Source organism: Vibrio sp. 1641 (assembly GCF_033339995.1).
In the GTDB taxonomy this organism is placed as follows: Bacteria; Pseudomonadota; Gammaproteobacteria; order Enterobacterales; family Vibrionaceae; genus Vibrio; species Vibrio alginolyticus.
On sequence record NZ_JAWOVP010000006.1, the window covers coordinates 1 to 19,215 of the forward strand.

General features: G+C 45.2%; 19 protein-coding genes. 8 read left to right on the top strand and 11 right to left on the bottom strand.

Annotated elements, in window-relative coordinates:
• Window positions 1–128: 128 nt before the first annotated feature.
• From R7Z47_RS13985 to argR, 4 genes are all read right to left on the bottom strand, one after another.
• On the bottom strand, window positions 129–566 hold the full coding sequence (locus R7Z47_RS13985) for a universal stress protein (RefSeq protein WP_005379654.1): 438 nt from the start codon (window positions 564–566) through the stop codon (window positions 129–131).
• 45 nt (window positions 567–611) lie between these two features.
• Window positions 612–3,191, bottom strand: a complete 2,580-nt coding sequence (locus tag R7Z47_RS13990) for a TRAP transporter permease (RefSeq protein ID WP_005383099.1) — start codon at window positions 3,189–3,191, stop codon at window positions 612–614.
• Window positions 3,192–3,482: 291 nt separating this feature from the next.
• Complete coding sequence (locus R7Z47_RS13995; protein WP_005379657.1) at window positions 3,483–4,451, bottom strand: TAXI family TRAP transporter solute-binding subunit; 969 nt, start codon at window positions 4,449–4,451, stop codon at window positions 3,483–3,485.
• A 405-nt stretch (window positions 4,452–4,856) separates the two neighbouring features.
• Entirely contained in the window at window positions 4,857–5,327 is a 471-nt protein-coding gene (gene argR, locus R7Z47_RS14000; protein WP_005379659.1) for a transcriptional regulator ArgR, read from the bottom strand.
• A gap of 359 nt (window positions 5,328–5,686) precedes the next feature.
• Between argR and mdh the strand changes: the two genes are divergently transcribed.
• Together mdh and R7Z47_RS14010 are read left to right on the top strand one after the other, a co-directional pair.
• The gene (gene mdh / locus R7Z47_RS14005; protein ID WP_005379660.1) at window positions 5,687–6,622 is read left to right on the top strand and encodes a malate dehydrogenase; all 936 of its coding nucleotides are present in this window, start codon (window positions 5,687–5,689) and stop codon (window positions 6,620–6,622) included.
• 113 nt (window positions 6,623–6,735) lie between these two features.
• Window positions 6,736–6,927 carry a hypothetical protein gene (locus R7Z47_RS14010; RefSeq protein ID WP_005379661.1) on the top strand — a complete coding sequence of 64 codons (192 nt, stop codon included), beginning with the start codon at window positions 6,736–6,738 and terminating at the stop codon, window positions 6,925–6,927.
• 93 nt (window positions 6,928–7,020) lie between these two features.
• Here the strand turns inward: R7Z47_RS14010 and ispB are convergent, their stop codons facing one another.
• A complete protein-coding gene (gene ispB / locus R7Z47_RS14015; protein ID WP_005383097.1) occupies window positions 7,021–7,992 on the bottom strand; it encodes an octaprenyl diphosphate synthase in 972 nt (323 codons plus the stop codon).
• A gap of 256 nt (window positions 7,993–8,248) precedes the next feature.
• On the opposite strand from ispB, the gene rplU reads away from it, so the two are divergent.
• From rplU to folA, 6 genes are all read left to right on the top strand, one after another.
• Window positions 8,249–8,560 carry a 50S ribosomal protein L21 gene (gene rplU / locus R7Z47_RS14020; RefSeq protein WP_005383096.1) on the top strand — a complete coding sequence of 104 codons (312 nt, stop codon included), beginning with the start codon at window positions 8,249–8,251 and terminating at the stop codon, window positions 8,558–8,560.
• Between the two features lie 20 nt (window positions 8,561–8,580).
• A complete protein-coding gene (rpmA, locus tag R7Z47_RS14025; RefSeq protein ID WP_005383095.1) occupies window positions 8,581–8,838 on the top strand; it encodes a 50S ribosomal protein L27 in 258 nt (85 codons plus the stop codon).
• A 212-nt stretch (window positions 8,839–9,050) separates the two neighbouring features.
• Window positions 9,051–10,226 (top strand): Obg family GTPase CgtA, encoded by a 1,176-nt coding sequence (gene cgtA / locus R7Z47_RS14030; RefSeq protein ID WP_005383091.1) that lies wholly within the window; start codon window positions 9,051–9,053, stop codon window positions 10,224–10,226.
• A gap of 195 nt (window positions 10,227–10,421) precedes the next feature.
• Window positions 10,422–11,222, top strand: a complete 801-nt coding sequence (locus tag R7Z47_RS14035) for a threonine/serine exporter family protein (RefSeq protein WP_262606797.1) — start codon at window positions 10,422–10,424, stop codon at window positions 11,220–11,222.
• The gene (locus R7Z47_RS14040; protein WP_053306852.1) at window positions 11,222–11,695 is read left to right on the top strand and encodes a threonine/serine exporter family protein; all 474 of its coding nucleotides are present in this window, start codon (window positions 11,222–11,224) and stop codon (window positions 11,693–11,695) included. Before R7Z47_RS14035 ends, R7Z47_RS14040 begins: the two co-directional genes overlap by 1 nt.
• A 9-nt stretch (window positions 11,696–11,704) precedes the next feature.
• Window positions 11,705–12,184, top strand: a complete 480-nt coding sequence (folA, locus tag R7Z47_RS14045; RefSeq protein WP_262606798.1) for a type 3 dihydrofolate reductase — start codon at window positions 11,705–11,707, stop codon at window positions 12,182–12,184.
• Window positions 12,185–12,453: 269 nt separating this feature from the next.
• On the opposite strand, the gene apaH is transcribed toward folA, so the two are convergent.
• The 6 genes from apaH to lptD form a co-directional block, all read right to left on the bottom strand.
• On the bottom strand, window positions 12,454–13,260 hold the full coding sequence (gene apaH, locus R7Z47_RS14050; protein ID WP_169644226.1) for a bis(5'-nucleosyl)-tetraphosphatase (symmetrical) ApaH: 807 nt from the start codon (window positions 13,258–13,260) through the stop codon (window positions 12,454–12,456).
• Between the two features lie 15 nt (window positions 13,261–13,275).
• The gene (gene apaG, locus R7Z47_RS14055) at window positions 13,276–13,656 is read right to left on the bottom strand and encodes a Co2+/Mg2+ efflux protein ApaG (protein WP_005379668.1); all 381 of its coding nucleotides are present in this window, start codon (window positions 13,654–13,656) and stop codon (window positions 13,276–13,278) included.
• A gap of 72 nt (window positions 13,657–13,728) precedes the next feature.
• The gene (gene rsmA, locus R7Z47_RS14060; RefSeq protein ID WP_005379669.1) at window positions 13,729–14,538 is read right to left on the bottom strand and encodes a 16S rRNA (adenine(1518)-N(6)/adenine(1519)-N(6))-dimethyltransferase RsmA; all 810 of its coding nucleotides are present in this window, start codon (window positions 14,536–14,538) and stop codon (window positions 13,729–13,731) included.
• The gene (gene pdxA, locus R7Z47_RS14065) at window positions 14,535–15,533 is read right to left on the bottom strand and encodes a 4-hydroxythreonine-4-phosphate dehydrogenase PdxA (protein ID WP_005383085.1); all 999 of its coding nucleotides are present in this window, start codon (window positions 15,531–15,533) and stop codon (window positions 14,535–14,537) included. The genes rsmA and pdxA overlap by 4 nt, the downstream gene beginning before the upstream one ends.
• Window positions 15,523–16,806: a peptidylprolyl isomerase SurA gene (surA, locus tag R7Z47_RS14070; protein ID WP_053306855.1), complete on the bottom strand. Its 1,284-nt coding sequence runs from the start codon at window positions 16,804–16,806 to the stop codon at window positions 15,523–15,525. The genes pdxA and surA overlap by 11 nt, the downstream gene beginning before the upstream one ends.
• Window positions 16,807–16,865: 59 nt before the next feature.
• Window positions 16,866–19,211 (bottom strand): LPS assembly protein LptD, encoded by a 2,346-nt coding sequence (gene lptD / locus R7Z47_RS14075; protein ID WP_005379673.1) that lies wholly within the window; start codon window positions 19,209–19,211, stop codon window positions 16,866–16,868.
• Between the last annotated feature and the right edge of the window lie 4 nt (window positions 19,212–19,215).

Consider the following 19,215-nt stretch of genomic DNA (forward strand, 5'->3'; position numbering starts at 1 on the left):
TCTTTTAGTGGTTGATTTCATAACACTCTCCAATTTTTGGGGTGGAAAGTGTCAACCTTATTTAGGACGGCATAATTTAATATAAAAAGGACGCTAATGTTAGCGTCCTTTTTCGTTTCTGTATTTACTTAGCCTTGCGGTTTTACGACCATCACATTGATTGGAGAATATTCCACAACCTTACTCGCGACAGAGCCAAGCATTACTTTATTGATTTTAGAGCGCTTGTGACTTGGCATAATGATGAGATCTGCGCCTAAACGTTCTGCATAATCAAGAATGGTCGCGTAGGCCTTGCCTTCAGCAACATGCACTTGGTAAACCACATCTTCAGCAATATGCTCATTAGCGAAAGTTTTTAGTTGCTGCTTCACGTCTTGCTTCATTTTGGCCGCAGCATCTTTCGGAAAGTATGTGGCAACCATCGACATGTGAATACCAGGTAGTACCGTCAGAAGATGGATTTGAGCATTTGCTTGCTTTGCCTGCCAAACCGCTAGTTCAACCGCTCGGTCTGAAAAGCCTTGGTCATTTAGATCAACCGGAACAAGAATTTGTTTGTACATTCAATGTCTCTCATTAAGGCCCCTTTATCCTCGGGGCCAAATCGGTTATGCGCTCAATTGTTCCTTACGAGCACGACGTTTTTGGTTCATTGCAAGCACCAGCAAAATCATTAAGCATGGTACAAACACCCACTCTTTCATCGGACGGTCTGCATCCTGGATAACCCACTTGATTTCCCAATCAAAGTCGATACCTGCGGACTCTGCTGGACTACCAAATTCAACCATATCGACAATCATTTTGTTGTCACTTTCGGTCAGCATTAGACCCATAGATGAAATACGTGCGTCTGCTGTTGTCGCACTGTCTTCGAATGGAAGACGAACCGTTTTCTCAATGTAGTCGCCCTCAAGGTTTTCACCGGCAACACGTAACTCCAATGATTCTCCTACATTTAGTGTTTCCGTGATTTGAGCTACCTCAACGCCAGGAGAAAGAACTTTCGCTGGGTACAGCATGTCCCACCAAAAACCTGGACGGAAAAACGAAAACGTCAGTACTAATAATAGGACTGTTTCCCACCACTTGTTACGCGTGAACCACCACCCTTGAGTTGCCGCAGAGAAAATCAGCATTGCAATGATCGATGAGATGACCGTGAGTGCCAAATGCCACCAAGAGTCAATCCCCATTAACAATAGCTGGGTATTGAACACAAACATGAACGGCAAAATAGCGGTTCGAATATCGTAAGTAAAACCTTGGATACCAGTACGAATTGGATCTGATTTCGCAATTGCTGCTGCTGCAAAAGCCGCAAGGCCTACAGGTGGGGTATCGTCGGCCAAAATACCAAAGTAGAAAACGAACAAGTGCACCGCTATCAACGGAATAATTAAGCCATGCGCTGCGCCGAGCGTAACAATAACCGGCGCCATTAGCGTAGAGACCACGATGTAGTTCGCCGTTGTTGGCAGACCCATCCCCAGAACCAAGCTAATGATGGCGGTAAAGAGCAGCATAAGAATGATGCTGCCACCAGAGATAAACTCGACGAAGTCGGTCATCACTAGGCCGATACCCGTTAGTGTAACAACACCAACAACGGTGCCCGCTGCCGCGGTTGCAACGCCGATACCAATCATATTGCGCGCACCAGAAACTAAGCTCTCGGCAAGATCGACAAAGCCATCTTTGGTTTGCTGAAGCATGTCACCTTGCTTTGACAGCAGTGCAATCAACGGACGTTGAGTCAGCAAAATGAAAATCATGAACACCGTTGCCCAGAATGCCGAAAGGCCAGGTGAGAAACGTTCGACAGTCAAACACCAAACCAATACGACGATAGGGAGTAGGTAGTGCAAGCCTGACTTAACGGTTGGGCCAGGATCAGGTACTTCTGTTAATTCTGCATCAATCTCAATTGCGCCATCTTGCACGTGATTTGCTGAGACTTTCACCAACCCAACGTACGCGATTAATAGTGCGACGGTAACAATTGGTGTCGCGGCATCACCAAAGACGTCCTTTGTCCAACCCACTCCGTAGTAAACCAATGCGCTGATCACACACAATCCTAAGATTGTGCCAGTAAAGGACAGCAGACTTTGTACTAGTGTTGGGTTGTGGCGACGAGGAAGGCCTGTCATGCCTGCTTTACATGCTTCAAGGTGAACAATGTAAATTAAAGCAATATAAGAGATTAGCGCTGGAAGTAGGGCAGCTTTAATCACCTCAACGTAGGAGATACCGACGTATTCCACCATCAAAAATGCTGCTGCACCCATGATTGGCGGTGTTAACTGACCATTGGTTGAAGCCGCTACCTCTACCGCACCCGCTTTTGTGCCGGGAAAGCCAACACGCTTCATCAGTGGAATGGTAAAGGTGCCAGTTGTTACTACGTTTGCGATTGAAGAACCAGAAACCAGACCAGATAAACCTGATGCAACAACGGCCGCTTTAGCTGGACCACCTTTCATATGGCCAAGCAACGAGAAGGCAACTTTAATGAAGTAAGCACCAGCACCAGCGCGTTCCAGCATTGCTCCAAACAATACAAACAAGAAGACAAAAGAGGTAGAAACACCTAGCGCAACTCCAAATACGCCTTCAGTTGTTAGCCACAAGTGAGACATGGCCTTGTTCAAGCTTGCCCCTTTGTGCGCGATAACGTCAGGCATGTAAGGGCCTGCAAAGGTGTAAGTAAGGAAAACAGCAGCCACGACCATTAATGGTGGACCAAGTGCTCGGCGTGTTGCTTCTAAAAGGAGGATCATACCGATAACAGCAACAACGATATCAACCGTTGTCGGTGCGCCTGAGCGTCCTGCTAGCTCGGTATAAAAAAGGTATATATAGGCTGCTGAAAAGCTGCCAGCCAACGCGAGTATCCAATCAACAAGAGGGATATGATCGCGAGGAGAATTCTTCATCGCTGGATAAGCAGTGAAAGCCAAAAAGATCGCGAAAGTAAGGTGGATAGATCGCGCTTCCGTGTCGTTCAGTACGCCAAAATTGAAAATAAATGGTAACGGGGATGCGTACCATAATTGAAATAGTGACCAACACAGAGGAACAAACCAAAGGATTCGTCCTTGCATTCCCGAAGGGCTACGTGCACCTGTGTCTGCCTGAGCCACCATTTCTTGCACATCTTGTGACGGAGCTTGATTCGTCGCCATGTACTTTTTCCTTATTATTGATGGTCCTGTCTGATTTTTATCGAGAACCACACTTCGCCTCTATCAGTGTAGTGAATGGAGCGAAGTTTGCTTTCGAGTATTTTGCTGCCTGAACTCAAAGTGTTGATTGTTGGATACTCTGTTAGGCGGCGTTTAAGTTTTCTTGGGTATGAGCTCGCAGTTTTCAGAAGAAAACTGGCGAATGAAGCATACAGTTAGAACGTGCTACAACCTGTATGCTCAAACAGGCAGAAAATATTCTTTCCTGCCTGTATGTAGAGTCTGAGGAAATTACTTAATTAGACCCATTTCTTTGTAGTATTTTTCTGCACCTGGGTGAAGAGGAATAGAAAGACCAGCTTTCACCATGTCTTCTTTCTTCAAGTTTGCGAATGCAGGGTGTAGACGTTTGAAGGTATCAAAGTTTTCAAACACAGCTTTTGCCACGTTGTAAGCGACATCGTCTGAAACATCAGAGGTCGTTACCATTGTTGCTGCAACACCAAAGCTGTTTACGTCTTTGTCTGTGCCGCGGTACATACCAGCCGGTACTGAGCTAAAGGCGTAGTATGGGTTGTCGGCAACAATTTTATCGATTTTAGGGCCTGTTGCTGAAACTAGCTTCGCATCACATGATGTGGTTGCTTCTTTGATTGAACCGTTCGGGTGGCCGACCATGTAAATGAAGGCGTCAATTTTGTTATCACAAAGTGCCTGAGAGCGTTCAGAGCCTTTTAGCTCAGACGCCAATTTGAAGCTGTCGTTTGTCCAACCCATCGCTTCCATGACAACGCCCATCGTTGCACGGTCACCAGAGCCTGGATTACCGATGTTTACGCGCTTACCTTTCAGGTCTTCAACGTTTTCAATACCTGAATCTGCACGCGCAATGATGTTGAAAGGTTCTGTATGAAGAGAGAACATTGCGCGTAGCTTCTTGTACGGGCCTTGTTCTTCAAACTTGCTCGTACCGTTGTAGCCGTGGTACTGCCAATCCGATTGCACGATACCAAAATCTAATTCGCCTGCACGGATAGTGTTAACGTTGTAAATTGAGCCACCAGTCGATTCTACTGAACAACGGATGTTGTGGTCTTTACGACCTTTATTTACCAACTTACAGATAGCACCACCAGTTGGGTAGTAAACACCTGTCACAGAGCCAGTACCGATGGTAATAAACTCTTGAGCGTTAACTGCGCCTGCGCCCATTACGGCTGCAGCGATAGCGCCTACTTTGAGAAGTTTGTTAAATGCCATGAATTTCCCTTCCTTATATTCATTATTTACCCGGAAATAACCATAAATCACTTCTGGAGTTTCCTATTTGGAAACGGCACCTTTTTCAATCCAATCGTTTGAAAAAGCGAGCGAATCATAACAAAAAATTGGCAGAAAATTATCCAATTGTTAAATGTTATAGTTGATAAGTCTGAATTTTGTATCAGGGGATAGGATTCAATTTGTGATTTAATTCTTTTTAAAACAATTGCTTAATTAACGTTTAGTGACTGAAATGAAAAAGATCAATTGCGTGATGTTAATCACAAAATGGATGGTTGAAGAATGAGCGGAGTAAGCAAAAAATTTACATAAATTATGGGCTACAAAATGAGACTTCTTTTATAACCCACAATGAGTTAGCTGATTGAAGCTTTATAGAACTTAACCAGTATATTCGAACAGCTCGCACACTGATTTGAAGAGTTGCTCAGTCGTAATTGCCATGGTTGGCGTAATGAAAATGGTATCGTCACCTGCGACAACACCAAGAATACCTTCGGATTTACCGAGTGAATCAAGCAAGCGAGCAATCAACTGTGCTGCACCTGGGCCAGTGTGAATTACCACTAACGCTGCGTTACGATCGATGTCTAGTACTAGTTCACGCAGAGAGCTGCTGACTGTTGGGACACCTAGCTCAGCAGGAAGACAGTAAACCATTTCCATTTTTGCATTGCGCGTACGGACAGCGCCAAATTTAGTCAGCATACGTGAGACTTTAGATTGGTTGATACTCTCAAATCCTTGCTGTTTGAGTGCGTCAACAATCTCGCCCTGTGAGCCAAAGCTTTCTTCTTTTAACAGGGCTTTAAAGGCGCGAACTAAGTTGTCTTGTTTTTCTGAATTGCGCATAGTCATTACAAATCTCTTATTACGGGTCAGCAATTTTGCATATTCTCGCATATATATTCAGGCGGTGCCAAAGAGTCCCAGGATTATGTTAGATGCGTCACTGTAAACTATATACCACATAGAATTCTTTAGCGCGCTGAAGTAGGGCTGTATCTGTTTTCTTGAATTCCTTGTCATTTCAACAGAATAAAAGAATAATCCAAGCCCTATTTGTAGCACGGTAACAGCGAGTTGCGCGAGGTCGCAAAGCTAGCGTTAATTGATTGTAATCAAGTTGTGATTCCGATAGCTTTATTTAAGTTGGTTACAAACTACCCTACGAATACGTTTATAAGAGAAATACTCTCAAGGAGAACTACATGAAAGTAGCCGTTATTGGTGCCGCTGGTGGCATCGGTCAAGCCCTGGCCCTTCTACTTAAGAACCGTCTTCCTGCTGGTTCTGATCTAGCCCTATATGATATTGCTCCAGTAACTCCTGGTGTGGCCGCTGATCTTAGCCACATCCCTACGCCAGTTTCTATCAAAGGTTACGCTGGTGAAGATCCTACTCCAGCACTAGAAGGCGCGGATGTTGTGCTAATTTCTGCTGGTGTTGCGCGTAAGCCAGGTATGGATCGTGCGGATCTATTTAATGTAAACGCTGGTATCGTTAAATCGCTAGCGGAGAAGATTGCGGTTGTTTGTCCGAAAGCTTGTGTTGGTATCATCACAAACCCTGTAAATACAACAGTGCCAATTGCTGCTGAAGTTCTTAAAAAAGCGGGTGTTTATGATAAGCGTCGTCTATTTGGTGTAACAACGTTGGATGTTATCCGTTCAGAAACGTTTGTTGCTGAGCTAAAAGACAAAGATCCAGGTGACGTTCGCGTGCCAGTTATTGGTGGTCACTCTGGCGTAACGATCTTACCTCTACTGTCTCAAGTAGAAGGTGTTGAGTTTACAGCTGAAGAAGTAGAAGCATTAACGAAACGTATTCAAAATGCAGGTACTGAAGTTGTAGAAGCGAAAGCGGGTGGTGGTAGTGCAACACTATCAATGGGCCAAGCTGCATGTCGCTTTGGTCTGTCTCTGGTTCGTGCTCTTCAAGGTGAAGAAGGCGTAGTTGAGTGCGCTTACGTTGAAGGCGACGGCGAACACGCGACGTACTTCGCGCAACCTGTGAAACTGGGTAAAGAAGGCGTTGAAGAAGTACTAAGCTACGGCAAACTCAGCGATTACGAAAAGTCTGCATTAGACGGTATGCTAGAAACACTAAATGGCGACATCAACATTGGTGTTGAATTCGCAAAGTAATCTAGAAAGCCTATATAAGAAGAAAGCCGATCATTTTGATCGGCTTTTTTGATCCTTGATTTCTCAACTTCGTAAAAATGGTCGAATAAAACCACGTAGTGAAGGAGAAGATGATGGAAGCGAGTCGAATCCGTAAAGGCATGGTTGTTGAGTGCCAACAAGGCGTCGGTACGATATTAGTGGTCGACCATGAAGCAGAGACGGTATTGTTGTCCAAACAAGGGACTGAACAGCAGCTCGCCGTTAGCTTTGATGAAATAGAAGATGATCCACAACTGCATGGCGGTAGTGACAGATATTACTAGCGTCTCGGGCGTCGTCATTAGGTATCAAACGTAAAAAAGGAAGAGCATGCTCTTCCTTTTAGCTATAAGCCTTGCGTTATGGGTAGCTATTGATTACTTCGTGCGTTGTACAGCGACATGAGCCAGAGTAACAAGCGCTTGTTTGTATTCAGACTCTGGCAACACTGATAGTTCTGCGATTGCTTTGTCTGCTTCTTCTAGAGCTTTTTGCGTTGTGTATTCCAGAGAGCCTGCTTCTTTCATGACCGCAAGAATTTCTTCTAAGCGATCCATGCCATTCGCTTTCTCAATCGCTTCACGAATCATGATGGCGTTTTCTGGTGTGGTATTACGCATAGCATGGAGTAGAGGTAAAGTTGGCTTGCCTTCGGCCAAGTCATCACCCACATTTTTACCCATGTCTTCGCCATCAGAAGTGTAATCCATGACGTCATCAATGAGCTGAAACGCAGTGCCTAGATACTTACCGTAATTTTGCATTGCGATTTCCACATGCTCAGGAGCATCATTTAAGATTGCACCGATTTGAGTTGCGGATTCAAATAAGCGCGCAGTCTTAGAGTAGATGACTTGCATGTAGCTTTCTTCTGTCGTGTCAGGGTCGTTACAGTTCATCAACTGCTGTACTTCACCTTCGGCGATCACGTTTACGGCATTGCTCATTAGTTTAAGGATCTTCATGGATCCTAGTTCCGTCATCATCTGAAATGAGCGTGTATAGATAAAGTCCCCAACTAATACGCTAGCCGCATTGCCAAATGCTGCATTCGCAGTGGCTTTACCACGGCGCATGTCTGATTCATCTACCACGTCATCATGCAGCAAAGTCGCTGTATGGATGAACTCAATAAACGCAGCTGCCATTGTATGACCATTGCCTTGGTAACCAAGTGCACGGGCAGACAGTATCGCTAAAAGCGGTCTTAGACGTTTGCCTCCACCACTCACGATATAAAAACCGAGCTGGTTGATTAAAGAGACATCAGAATTAAGTTGGGCTTGAATTGTTTCATTCACTTTTGCCATGTCATCGGCAGTAAGCGCTTGGATAGTTTTAAAATCCATCGTATATCCGGCTGAAGTTAGACCCTGCAAGGCTTATTCGATTTATATAATTGTCGAATAATACACTAAAAAACGTTGATTAATACATTACTAAAGGGCATGATTGCCGCACTTTTCTTTGGCGATTAGCTTTTCGCCAATTTTTTCAAAATATGGCTTGTCATAGGAGCATCTATTCTGTAGAATCTGCGCCCTATTGATGATTAGTTTAGCGCACACCCTCAAGAAAGGCTGTGCGGAAAAAGCGGAGTAAAATATGTACGCTGTTTTCCAATCTGGTGGTAAACAACACCGTGTAAGCGAAGGTCAAACTCTTCGTTTAGAGAAATTAGACGTTGAAACTGGTGCAACTGTAGAATTTGATAAAGTTCTTCTTGTTGCTAACGGCGAAGACATCAAAGTTGGTGCTCCTCTTGTAGAGGGCGGCAAAATTGTTGCTGAAGTTGTACAACACGGTCGTGGCGATAAAGTTAAAATCGTTAAGTTCCGTCGTCGTAAGCACTCTCGTAAGCAACAGGGTCACCGTCAGTGGTTCACTGAAGTGAAGATCACTGGTATCAACGCTTAATCTATTAGGAGAGTTTAACAATGGCACACAAAAAAGCTGGTGGTTCTACTCGTAACGGCCGCGATTCAGAAAGCAAACGTCTAGGTGTTAAGCGTTTCGGTGGTGAATCTGTACTTGCAGGTAACATCATCGTTCGTCAACGTGGCACTAAGTTCCACGCTGGTAACAACGTAGGTATCGGTAAAGACCACACTCTATTCGCTCTTACTGAAGGTAAAGTGAAGTTCGAAGTGAAAGGTCCTAAGAACCGTAAGTTTGTAAGCATCGAAGCTGAGTAATTAGGTTTTTAACCAAATTACTTAATAGCTTTAAGCTGAATTCAAAAGCCCTGCCGAATCGGCGGGGTTTTTTATTTGTGGCAGTCGACATATCGAAGTTTCTCGCTAAGATCCTAAGCGATTTGAATCTGGGAGCTTAGATCTGTCATCTGCTAAAATTGTCGGATGACATAGTAAGATTTAATCCACGCACGAAGTAGTCGGAGTAAAAGATGAAGTTCGTAGATGAAGCGGTAGTAAAAGTTCAGGCTGGTGATGGCGGTAGTGGCGTTGTCAGTTTCTGGCGTGAAAAATTCATCACTAAAGGTGGCCCTGATGGCGGTGATGGCGGTGACGGTGGTGATGTTTATATCCAAGCTGATGAAAACCTAAATACTCTGATTGATTACCGTTTCCAGCGCTTCTACGAAGCTGAGCGTGGTGAAAACGGTCGCGGTGGTAACTGTACAGGTAAGCGTGGTAAAGACATCGTTCTTCGTGTACCTGTGGGTACGCGCGCTGTGGATATCCACACAAATGAAATCGTGGCGGAAGTTGCTGAACACGGTAAGAAAGTGATGATCGCAAAAGGCGGTTGGCACGGTCTAGGTAACACGCGTTTCAAATCTTCAGTAAACCGCGCGCCTCGTCAGAGAACATTGGGTACAAAGGGTGAAGTACGCGAAATTCGCCTTGAGCTATTGCTTCTTGCTGATGTGGGTATGCTTGGTCTACCTAATGCTGGTAAATCAACCTTTATCCGCGCAGTATCAGCAGCAAAACCGAAAGTCGCTGATTACCCATTCACGACTTTGATCCCAAGCTTGGGTGTCGTAAGTGTCGTACCAGAGAAAAGTTTTGTTGTTGCAGACATCCCTGGTTTGATCGAGGGTGCAGCAGATGGCGCTGGCCTTGGTATTCGATTCTTGAAGCACTTAGAGCGTTGTCGAGTGTTGCTGCACATGATCGATATTATGCCAATTGATCAGTCCGATCCGGTGCAAAATGCATTGACGATCATTGATGAACTAGAACAATACAGCGAAAAACTGGCAAGTAAGCCGCGTTGGTTAGTGTTCAACAAAGTTGATCTAATGCCTGAAGAAGAAGCGAATGAGAAGATCCAAGAAATCTTAGACGCACTAGGTTGGGAAGACGAGTACTTTAAGATCTCGGCGATCAATCGTAACGGTACTAAAGAGCTTTGTTACAAACTGGCTGACTTTATGGATAACCTACCTCGCGAAGAGGAAGAAGTGGCTGAAGAAGATAAAGTTAACTTCATGTGGGATGATTACCATAAAGATGCAATGGCGGGTAAAGACGTTATCACTGAAGATGACGACGACGATTGGGATGACTGGGACGATGAAGAAGATGACGGTCACGTTGTCTACGTTCGTGACTAATCAGAACGGTCAAACAATGCCTGTTTGCCTATAATTCATTAAGCCGCAATTATTTATTGCGGCTTTTTTTGTATCTAAATCATATTTAGGTGATGTGATTTACGGCACAATAACCGATACGTCGTGTTTTTTGAGGGTTAGTTTGGCCCTCGCGCGTATGAATGAGTAACACCCTAAAAGGAATTAGACTTATTTATGATTCTAGAAACCATACCGCATAGAGAGTTGGCGGTATCTACTCAACGATCGATTTCTCGTCTTGTCGCCCAAGCCGGACAAATGCTACTCGCTCATGGTGCTGAAAGTACTCTTGTGAGCGATATTATGCATCGTATTGGCCTTGCTTGTGGGGTGAATGAAGTTGCGGTTGCACTATCAGCTAATGCATTGGTTGTGACGACGGTAATGGATGGGCACTGCATCACCACCACCCGAAGCTGCGCTGATCGTGGCATCAATATGCGCGTTATTACGCAAATTCAACGAATCTGTATCATGATGGAGCGTGGTTTGCTCGATGCAACCATGGCGCAGAAAAAGCTGAACGCTATCAGTCCAGAGCGTTATAACCGCTGGTTGGTGGTGTTTATGATTGGCTTGTCTTGTGCGGCATTCAGTCATCTAGCTGGTGGTGATTGGGGAGTCTTCATAATGACCTTTTTAGCTTCAGCGGGTGGCATGATCGTTCGCCAAGAAATTGGTCATCGTCATTTCAACCCTCTATTGAACTTTGCTGCGACCGCTTTTGTGACTACCTTAATTTCAGCACAGGCGGAAATTTACCAAATCGGTAATCTACCCACCGTAGCAATGGCATCGTCAGTATTAATGCTTGTACCTGGTTTCCCTCTCATTAACTCTGTCGCAGATATGTTGAAAGGCCACATTAATATGGGGATTGCTCGATTTGTGATGGCTAGTTTACTAACGTTGGCGACATGTTTGGGGATCGTTGCTGCGATGAGTGTAACTGGAATTTGGGGGTGGGCTATCTAATGAGTTTATTTGAATTGATGTTTGGCCTGTTGAATGACATGTTTTTTGCGGCGATTCCCGCCGTAGGATTTGCATTGGTTTTTAACGTGCCACAAAGAGCTTTAGTGTATTGCGCTGTTGGTGGCGCGATTGGTCATGGTAGCCGCTACTTGATGATGCAGTTTGGCATTCCTATTGAGTGGGCAACCTTTTTTGCCGCGACGTTAGTTGGGATGATTGGTGTGTACTGGTCTCACCGTTTTCTCGCGCATCCAAAAGTGTTTACTGTGGCTGCTTTGATCCCGATGGTGCCGGGTGTGTTTGCTTACAAAGCAATGATCGCTATGGTAGAGATCAATCATGTTGGCTACTCACCCGAGCTTGTCGCAACCTGTATGGAAAACTTTCTTAAGGCCATGTTTATTATTGCAGGTTTAGCAGTTGGTCTTGCGGTTCCTGGGCTGTTATTCTATCGCCGCAGACCTATTGTATAAGGACCTAACATGATCATTAGTATGATTGCCGCGATGGCCGACAATCGCATCATTGGCAAAGACAATCAAATGCCTTGGCATCTTCCCGCCGATTTCGCTTGGTTTAAGCGTTGCACCATGGGAAAACCGGTTGTGATGGGACGCAAAACCTATGAGTCTATTGGTCGCCCTTTACCAGGTCGCTTGAATATTGTTATTAGCCGTGATGAGACACTAAAGATCGAAGGTGTCACTACCGTAACATCGATTGAGCAGGCTCTGGAAGTCGCAGGTGATGTGGATGAAGTGATGATCATTGGTGGTGGTGCGATTTACACCACTTGTCTGCCTATGGCCAATAAACTGTATGTAACACACATTGAAGCGGCCATTGATGGTGATACTCAGTTCCCAGATTGGGGAGACGAGTTTAAGGAAACTTACTCAGAAATGTATCAAGCCGATGAGAAGAACGCCTACAACATGCGCTTTACTGTGTTAGAAAAGTAATTCGAGATTAACACCGCGTAGTTAATACGGTAATGCCGTTCGTATAACAGCGAGCGGCCATCCCAACCTACCGTCATCCTGAAAAGCGACGAACGAGCGAGGTTCAGGAGCCTCTATACGAGTACTTTGTTGTCAAAGGTATTTCTATCTATTCGCAGCGCGAGGATATTAGATTCCTAGTCTCGTTAAGGCTCGTTGGAATGACCCTACAGGAGGTGTTAAGTGACAGGTATTCCTCCTACTATGGATTATCGACTGTTATTCAGTGTTTAACTTAACGCATCCTGAGTAAAAATTTTCTTATCTTCCCAACGGATCATGGTTAGGCTTCCGCCCCAAACACAGCCAGTATCTAGCCCGATGACTTCGTTGTTCATATAACCTTGCAGTGCAGCCCAGTGCCCAAAGAGCACCGCTTTGTTTAAGTGGATACGTTTAGGCACCTCAAACCATGGAATAAGTTCGTTACCGGAAACTTGTTGCGGTGGCAATTTACAATCCATATCCAAACGACCATCAGGGAAACAAAAGCGCATCCGCGTAAAAGCATTGATAATATAACGGTATCGGTCCAAACCCTGTAGAGAGTCATCCCAGGAATCAGGTTGATTGCTGTACATGTTTTTTAATAGCCAAGGCAGCTCTTCACTTTGGATGATGCGCTCAACTTCACGGGCACACTTTCTCGCTGTTTTTAGATTCCACTGCGGTGATATGCCAGCGTGACACATCACGAACTCGTCATGCTCGGCCATTAGAGGTTGCTGAGCTAGCCATGTCAGTAGTTCCTCTTTGTCAGGGGCCGTGAAAATAGGTGCGGTTCTATCTTTGTCTTTGACCTTTTTTATCCCGTGAGCCACTGCGAGAAGGTGAAGGTCGTGATTACCAAGCACCACGATTGCGCTTGCGCCAAGTGACTTCACAAAGCGTAACGTTTCTAGTGATTTAGGCCCTCTGGCGACCAAATCACCAGCAAGCCAAAGTTGGTCTTTTTTCGCAGAGAAAGATACTTTTTCTAGTAATCGCTGCAATTCATCAAAACAGCCTTGGATGTCACCAACAATATAGGTAGCCACTGAATCTCCAATTTACTAATTTAAAACATTTGGAACAGCCAAGCGAAATGGTTCGATTTCGGTGATGAACTCTTGCCCTTTCTCATCCAGCATTTTGTAGTGTCCTTGCATAACGCCGACAGGGGTTTCTAACGCGGTTCCGCTACTGTACGTGTATTCATCATTGCTTGGAATAAAGGGCTGCTGGCCTACCACTCCGTCACCTTCAACCGTCATTTGCTTGCCATTCGAGTCTGTGATTAGCCAGCGGCGGCTCACTAACTGTACGGTTTGTTGGCTAAGGTTTTTGATGGTGATGATATAAGCGAAAACGTAGCGTTGTAGCTCTGGGTTGGACTGTTCTTCGATGTATTTGGTGTGAACTTGAATTTTGATGCAAGGTTGAATGACGTCCATGTGCACTCCTCAGAAACGTAATATCCCAATAATAAGCCAAACCTACAAGGGTTTGGCTCATTGTTTGAGTTCTTAGTGCTGCGGGTTATCCGCAAGCCAGTTCGCCATTGCGACGAATTGTTCTAGCGTCAGGTTCTCTGGACGCATGCTTGGATTAACACCTAGCTCTTCTAGTACTTCTGTGCTTAACAACGATTTGTAGCAGTTACGAACTGTTTTACGACGTTGGTTAAAGCCTTCACGACAAACGCGATCGAGCAAACGCAGATCTTTCGCCGGGCATGGCAGCTCTTCGTAAGGCACTAAACGAACAACGGCAGAGTCCACTTTCGGTGGTGGAACGAATGCCGTTGGCGGTACTTCCAGTACTGGTACCACTTTACAGTAGTACTGAGCCATTACCGTTAAACGGCCGTAAGCTTTGCTGCCAGGGCCGGCGGCTAAGCGGTTTACCACTTCTTTTTGCAGCATAAAGTGCATGTCTTGAATGTCTTTATGGAACTCAAAAAGGTGAAACATCAATGGTGTAGAGATGTTGTATGGCAAGTTACCAAAAATGCGCAGCTTGTTGTTTGGCTTCACTAGTTGAGTGAAGTCAAAACGCATAGCGTCACCCTCATGGATGGTCAACTTATCTGCCAGTTCAGGGTGAGTACGTAGGCGTTCCGCCAGATCGCGGTCTAATTCGATAACTGTGAACTTATCTACTTCACGACCTACTGGCTCAGTGATTGCACCAAGACCAGGACCGATTTCAACCAGGTTTTGACCTGGTTTTGGGTTAATCGCTGATACGATTCCATCAATAATGTATGGATCGTTCAGGAAGTTTTGACCAAAACGTTTACGCGCTTTGTGTCCTAAATGGACATCATTTCTCATTGTTTCTTCTCTACCAAATCTATCGCATGCGTGAGCGCTGTTCGGAAACTCCCTGTATCCGCTTGACCTGTCCCTGCCAGATCTAATGCAGTACCGTGGTCCACCGATGTTCTAATAAAAGGTAGACCAAGAGTAATATTTACTGAACGACCAAAGCCTTTGTATTTTAATACTGGCAATACTTGATCATGGTACATGCCTAAAACAGCATCAGCATCATTTAAATATTTTTCATTGAAAATGGTATCAGCCGGCAGAGGGCCGATCAGGTTGATACCTTTTTCTTGTCGAATTTTTTCCAGTGTCGGAGTGATGGTCTCGATCTCTTCACGACCTAAGCAGCCATCTTCGCCAGCATGAGGGTTAAGCCCGCAAACGTAGATGTTTGGTTGTGCGATAGCAAACTTTTCTACAAGGTCTTTATGAAGAATATCGATGATTTTTTCTAATCGCTCTTCGGTGACAGCTTTGGACACATAAGCTAAAGGAATATGTGTTGTAACCAGCGCCACGCGTAGTCCTTCCGTTGCTAGCATCATTACGACTAGCGGCGTTTGTGACTTCTCGGCGAAAAATTCAGTATGACCACTGAATGCAACACCTGCGCGATTAATCACCCCCTTATGAACAGGGCCGGTGACAATAGCATCAAATTCATCATTCATACAGCCTAAAGCCGCTCTTTCTAGCGTTTTTAGTACATAGTGGCCATTCGCTTCATTGAGCTCGCCTGCGACCGCAGGTTCCGATATTTGGATATGGTCAACGATAAGCGTGCCCGCTTTTTGTGCTTTAGGTGCTTCTTCTGGATTGTAATCAGACAGTTGGACTTCGATGCCAAGCTGCTTGGCTCGCTCCGTCAGCATATTCTTATCGGCACAGACGACAATTTGGTGCGCCCAATCTTCTTTCGATAGGGCAAGCACTAAGTCTGGGCCGATACCCGCAGGTTCCCCTGCGGTTACGACAATTCTACGAATTGTATTAGTTGTCATTGTTGTCATCCACGATTTCAACAAACGCACTTGCGCGTAGCTCTTGCATCCATGCGCCCGCTTCTTCATTAAATTTACGGTTAAATAGAATACGGTAAGCTTTGTTCTTCATCGCTGAGTCAGTACGGTCAACTTGGCGACGATCCAACACTTCAACGATATGCCAGCCGTGAACGGTTTTGAACGGTTCGCTGATTGAGCCAACTGGCAGAGTTTCTACTTGGTGCTTGAATTCTGGCACGTAAAGATCTGGTGTTTGATAACCTAGTTCACCGTCTTGTGCTGCCGAGCCAGGATCTTGACTGTATTGTGTTGCCAATTGAGCGAACGTTGCTTCACCGGCTTTGATGCGGCGTACAAATTCATTCAGTTGCTTCTTCGCCCCTTCGTCGCTCAGAATCACGGTTGGTTTAATCAAAATATGACGCGCATTTACTTCCGTTACCGCAACCGTTTCTAGGCCTTTTACATCCTCTATTTTTAGGATGTGGAAACCAACGCCACTACGGAATGGACCAATAATGCTGCCTTTGTTTTGCATCTTGATCTGATCAGCAAAGATGGTTGGCATCTCTTCTTTACGCATCCAGCCCCAATCACCACCTTGTAAAGCTTTAGGACCTTTAGAGTAGGTGTAGGCCATCTCCGTAAAATCTGCACCTTCGTTTAGCTTTTTCGCGAGCGCTTTAGCTTCTGCTTCTACAGCAGATTTTTCTTTATCGTCAGAGAAGCGCAGTTGAATGTGTCCAATTTTGTATTGAACAGTCGCATTGGTTTCTTGTGATAGTTGCTCAGCAAGGCTATCTACCTCTGCTGGAAGGATATTAATACGGCGACGAACCAGTGCATTGCGGGCTTCTGATGCGGCGATTTCCTTACGAATTTGTTCGCGGAATTCTGGGTAACTTAAACCTTCACTTTCTACAGAAGCGGCGAGTTGTTCTACTGTTTGCTCATTATTACGTGCGATCTCTGCAATCGCTTGGTTTAAACGGTTGTCGTCAATACGCACACCAATACGGTCTGCTTCTTGGCCTTGCAACGTGTCAATAATAAGTTTTTCAACAACTTGTTCTTTTAATACGCTGGTAGAAGGTAAGCTCTTTCCACTTTGACGTGCGTTGGCTTGCAGCGTTTTCATCGCTGTTTCGATGTCGCTTTGTAGAACTACACCGTCGTTCACGATGACCGCAACCTTATCGATCTCTACTGGTGCTGCAACCGCTCCGCAAGAGAGTAGGGTCGTGAATAAGATTGATTTCCAAATTTTCATTTAAAATTCCGTCAGTATTTTTGAATAGGCGTCTTATTCATTTAAGACGCCTATTTTGATTAATTGTTCAGATAGAATGGGCGGCCGTACTTAATCGCGTTGTCAGAACCATCCAGTTCTTTGACAGCAGTGTCTTCACGCTGGTTGGTCGCAAAGCCTTGAATACCGAAGTTAACGCTGAAGTTATTTTCGTATTCAGGTGATGCCCCGGTGCTGCCGATAGCTTGGTCTTCCCAACCAAGCAATTGGTTTGAGTAAGTGACGCCAATGTACCAACAGTCAGATTGGTAACGTAGGCTCGCTAACCATTCTAGGTCCGCATTTTCATTGAGGTCGTAGTAGTATTGACCACTCGCAGACCAGTTCGGGTTGAACTCGTAGGCCGCTACAATACCTGCTTGAGAAATACCTTTACGAGTAATTGTGTCTAGGTTTTCGAGAATGATCGTATCTTCGATGTATTCACGCGTAACGTAGCGATAGTTACCCTGAATAAAGCCGCCGTTGAATTGGTATTCCAAGGTACTGTTTGCCAACTGCATGGAGCTCAAATCAATATCGTATTGAATTCCACCGTGATAGAACAAGTAATCGTTGTAGTTGAAATCAGCTTCAATCGCCCATGATGAGTAATTGGTTGTCTCATCCGGAAGATTTGGGCTGTTGCTCAGTTTGGTCTTTTTATCGAAGTAGTAAATCTGACCAAATGAAACGTTAAGACGCTCTTTATAGTCATCATCAAAGAAGCGAGTACTCGCACCGTAGCTTAACTGGTTCGCCGAGGCGATTTTATCAATGCCACTGTACTTACGACTGCGGAATAGCCCGTAGTAGTCGGTTTGTAGCAAGGTGGTATCGTAGTTGTAGATGTTGGTTTGATCTTCTTCAGGTACGTACAAGTACTGCAGCTGAGGCTCCAGTGTTTGTGTGTAGCCCTTGATCCAGCTTGTATCTCGCTCTAAGTAAAGTTGCGCATGCGTACGGAACTCAGGAATAACACGAGAAACTTCATCATCCAACTGGTTTTGCAAGTTTACATCTGTCAAACCCGTTAAGTCTTGAGAGTAATACGTAGAGAGCACACGCGCTTCTGTTGTCCACGTTGCCCATGAGTTTGAGAGTGGTAATGTAAGCCCTGGTTCAATGTGAACACGGGTCGCATTTGGTCGCGCAGCATCGCTCGTATCGAAGCGGCTGACTTGGCTCTTCACGTCAAAGTTAAGGTAATCTCCCCACAACGGCGTGTAGTAGTTCAAGTCTAACTGAGGAAGCAGGCGATAAGGGCGGTTCTCTTCTTTCAATAAGATTTGGAAGTCACGAACGGTTAACGAGGCATCCCAGAAGTCAGAACGATATTGTACTTGTCCTTCTTGAACCAGTTGACCATCTTCACGGTTACCAATGTCGGAGTCGAGATCGAGGAAGTAATCAATATCACTCACTTTTGAGTAATCGACTTTGACTATCCACTGTTTATTGATGATACCGTCGTGTTTAACTTGGTAGCCCCAACGAGACTCGTCCTGGTATTTGCGATCACTATTGAGGTATTCGCCTTTGATTTCCCCATTTCCCCAACCATCTGTTAGGTAGCGGAAGTCAGTATCGAGTTTTGTACCACGTTGCTGCATATAGAGCGTGGTGAGTGTCATGTCATATTGAGGCGCGATGTTCCAATAGAATGGCACCTCGACTTCCATACCATCACTAGAACCGTACGATAAAGAAGGGAAGAGGAAACCCGTTTTACGCGTATCTCCAATTGGCATGGTTAGATACGGCACATAGAAAACAGGCACATCTAACACTTCAAATCGAGGATGGTGCAGCGTCGCTGTCTCTTCATCTTGGTCAACATCGATGCCTGACGCAACCAATCGCCATGAATTATCGCCTTGAGGGCACGATGTGATAGAGCCGTCTTCGAGTTCATAAACCGACTGACCTGTGCGAGCGATATAGGCTGCAGTGCCTCGGCCTTGTTGGCAAAGGAACTGATAATCAGTGTTCTCAAGTGAAAACGTATCTTGATTAATGTCGTTAGTAACACGATCAGATCGAGCTTTGACTTGGCCGTCATTGAAAGTCACGTTGCCTTCGGCAACCACGACGTTGTCTTGTTGGTGCAGCGTTACGCTATCTGCGGTAATTTTCTTCTGGCCTTGGGTGACTTGTACATTACCTGAGTACTGAGCTTTGTCACCATTGATGGCTTGCAGGGTGTCAGCTTCTACCACTACTGGGGTATTAAGAGCGTCCTCCTCGCCACTTGTATCGACCAAACATTGATCTGTGGCGGGCATTTCCTGCACACTATCATGGATATTCGCTTCAGCTTGAGTGGTGGGTACAAACAAGGCGGTGCTGATAGAGGCCGCTAAAAATGTGCGGGAGAAATGTTGCATTGAA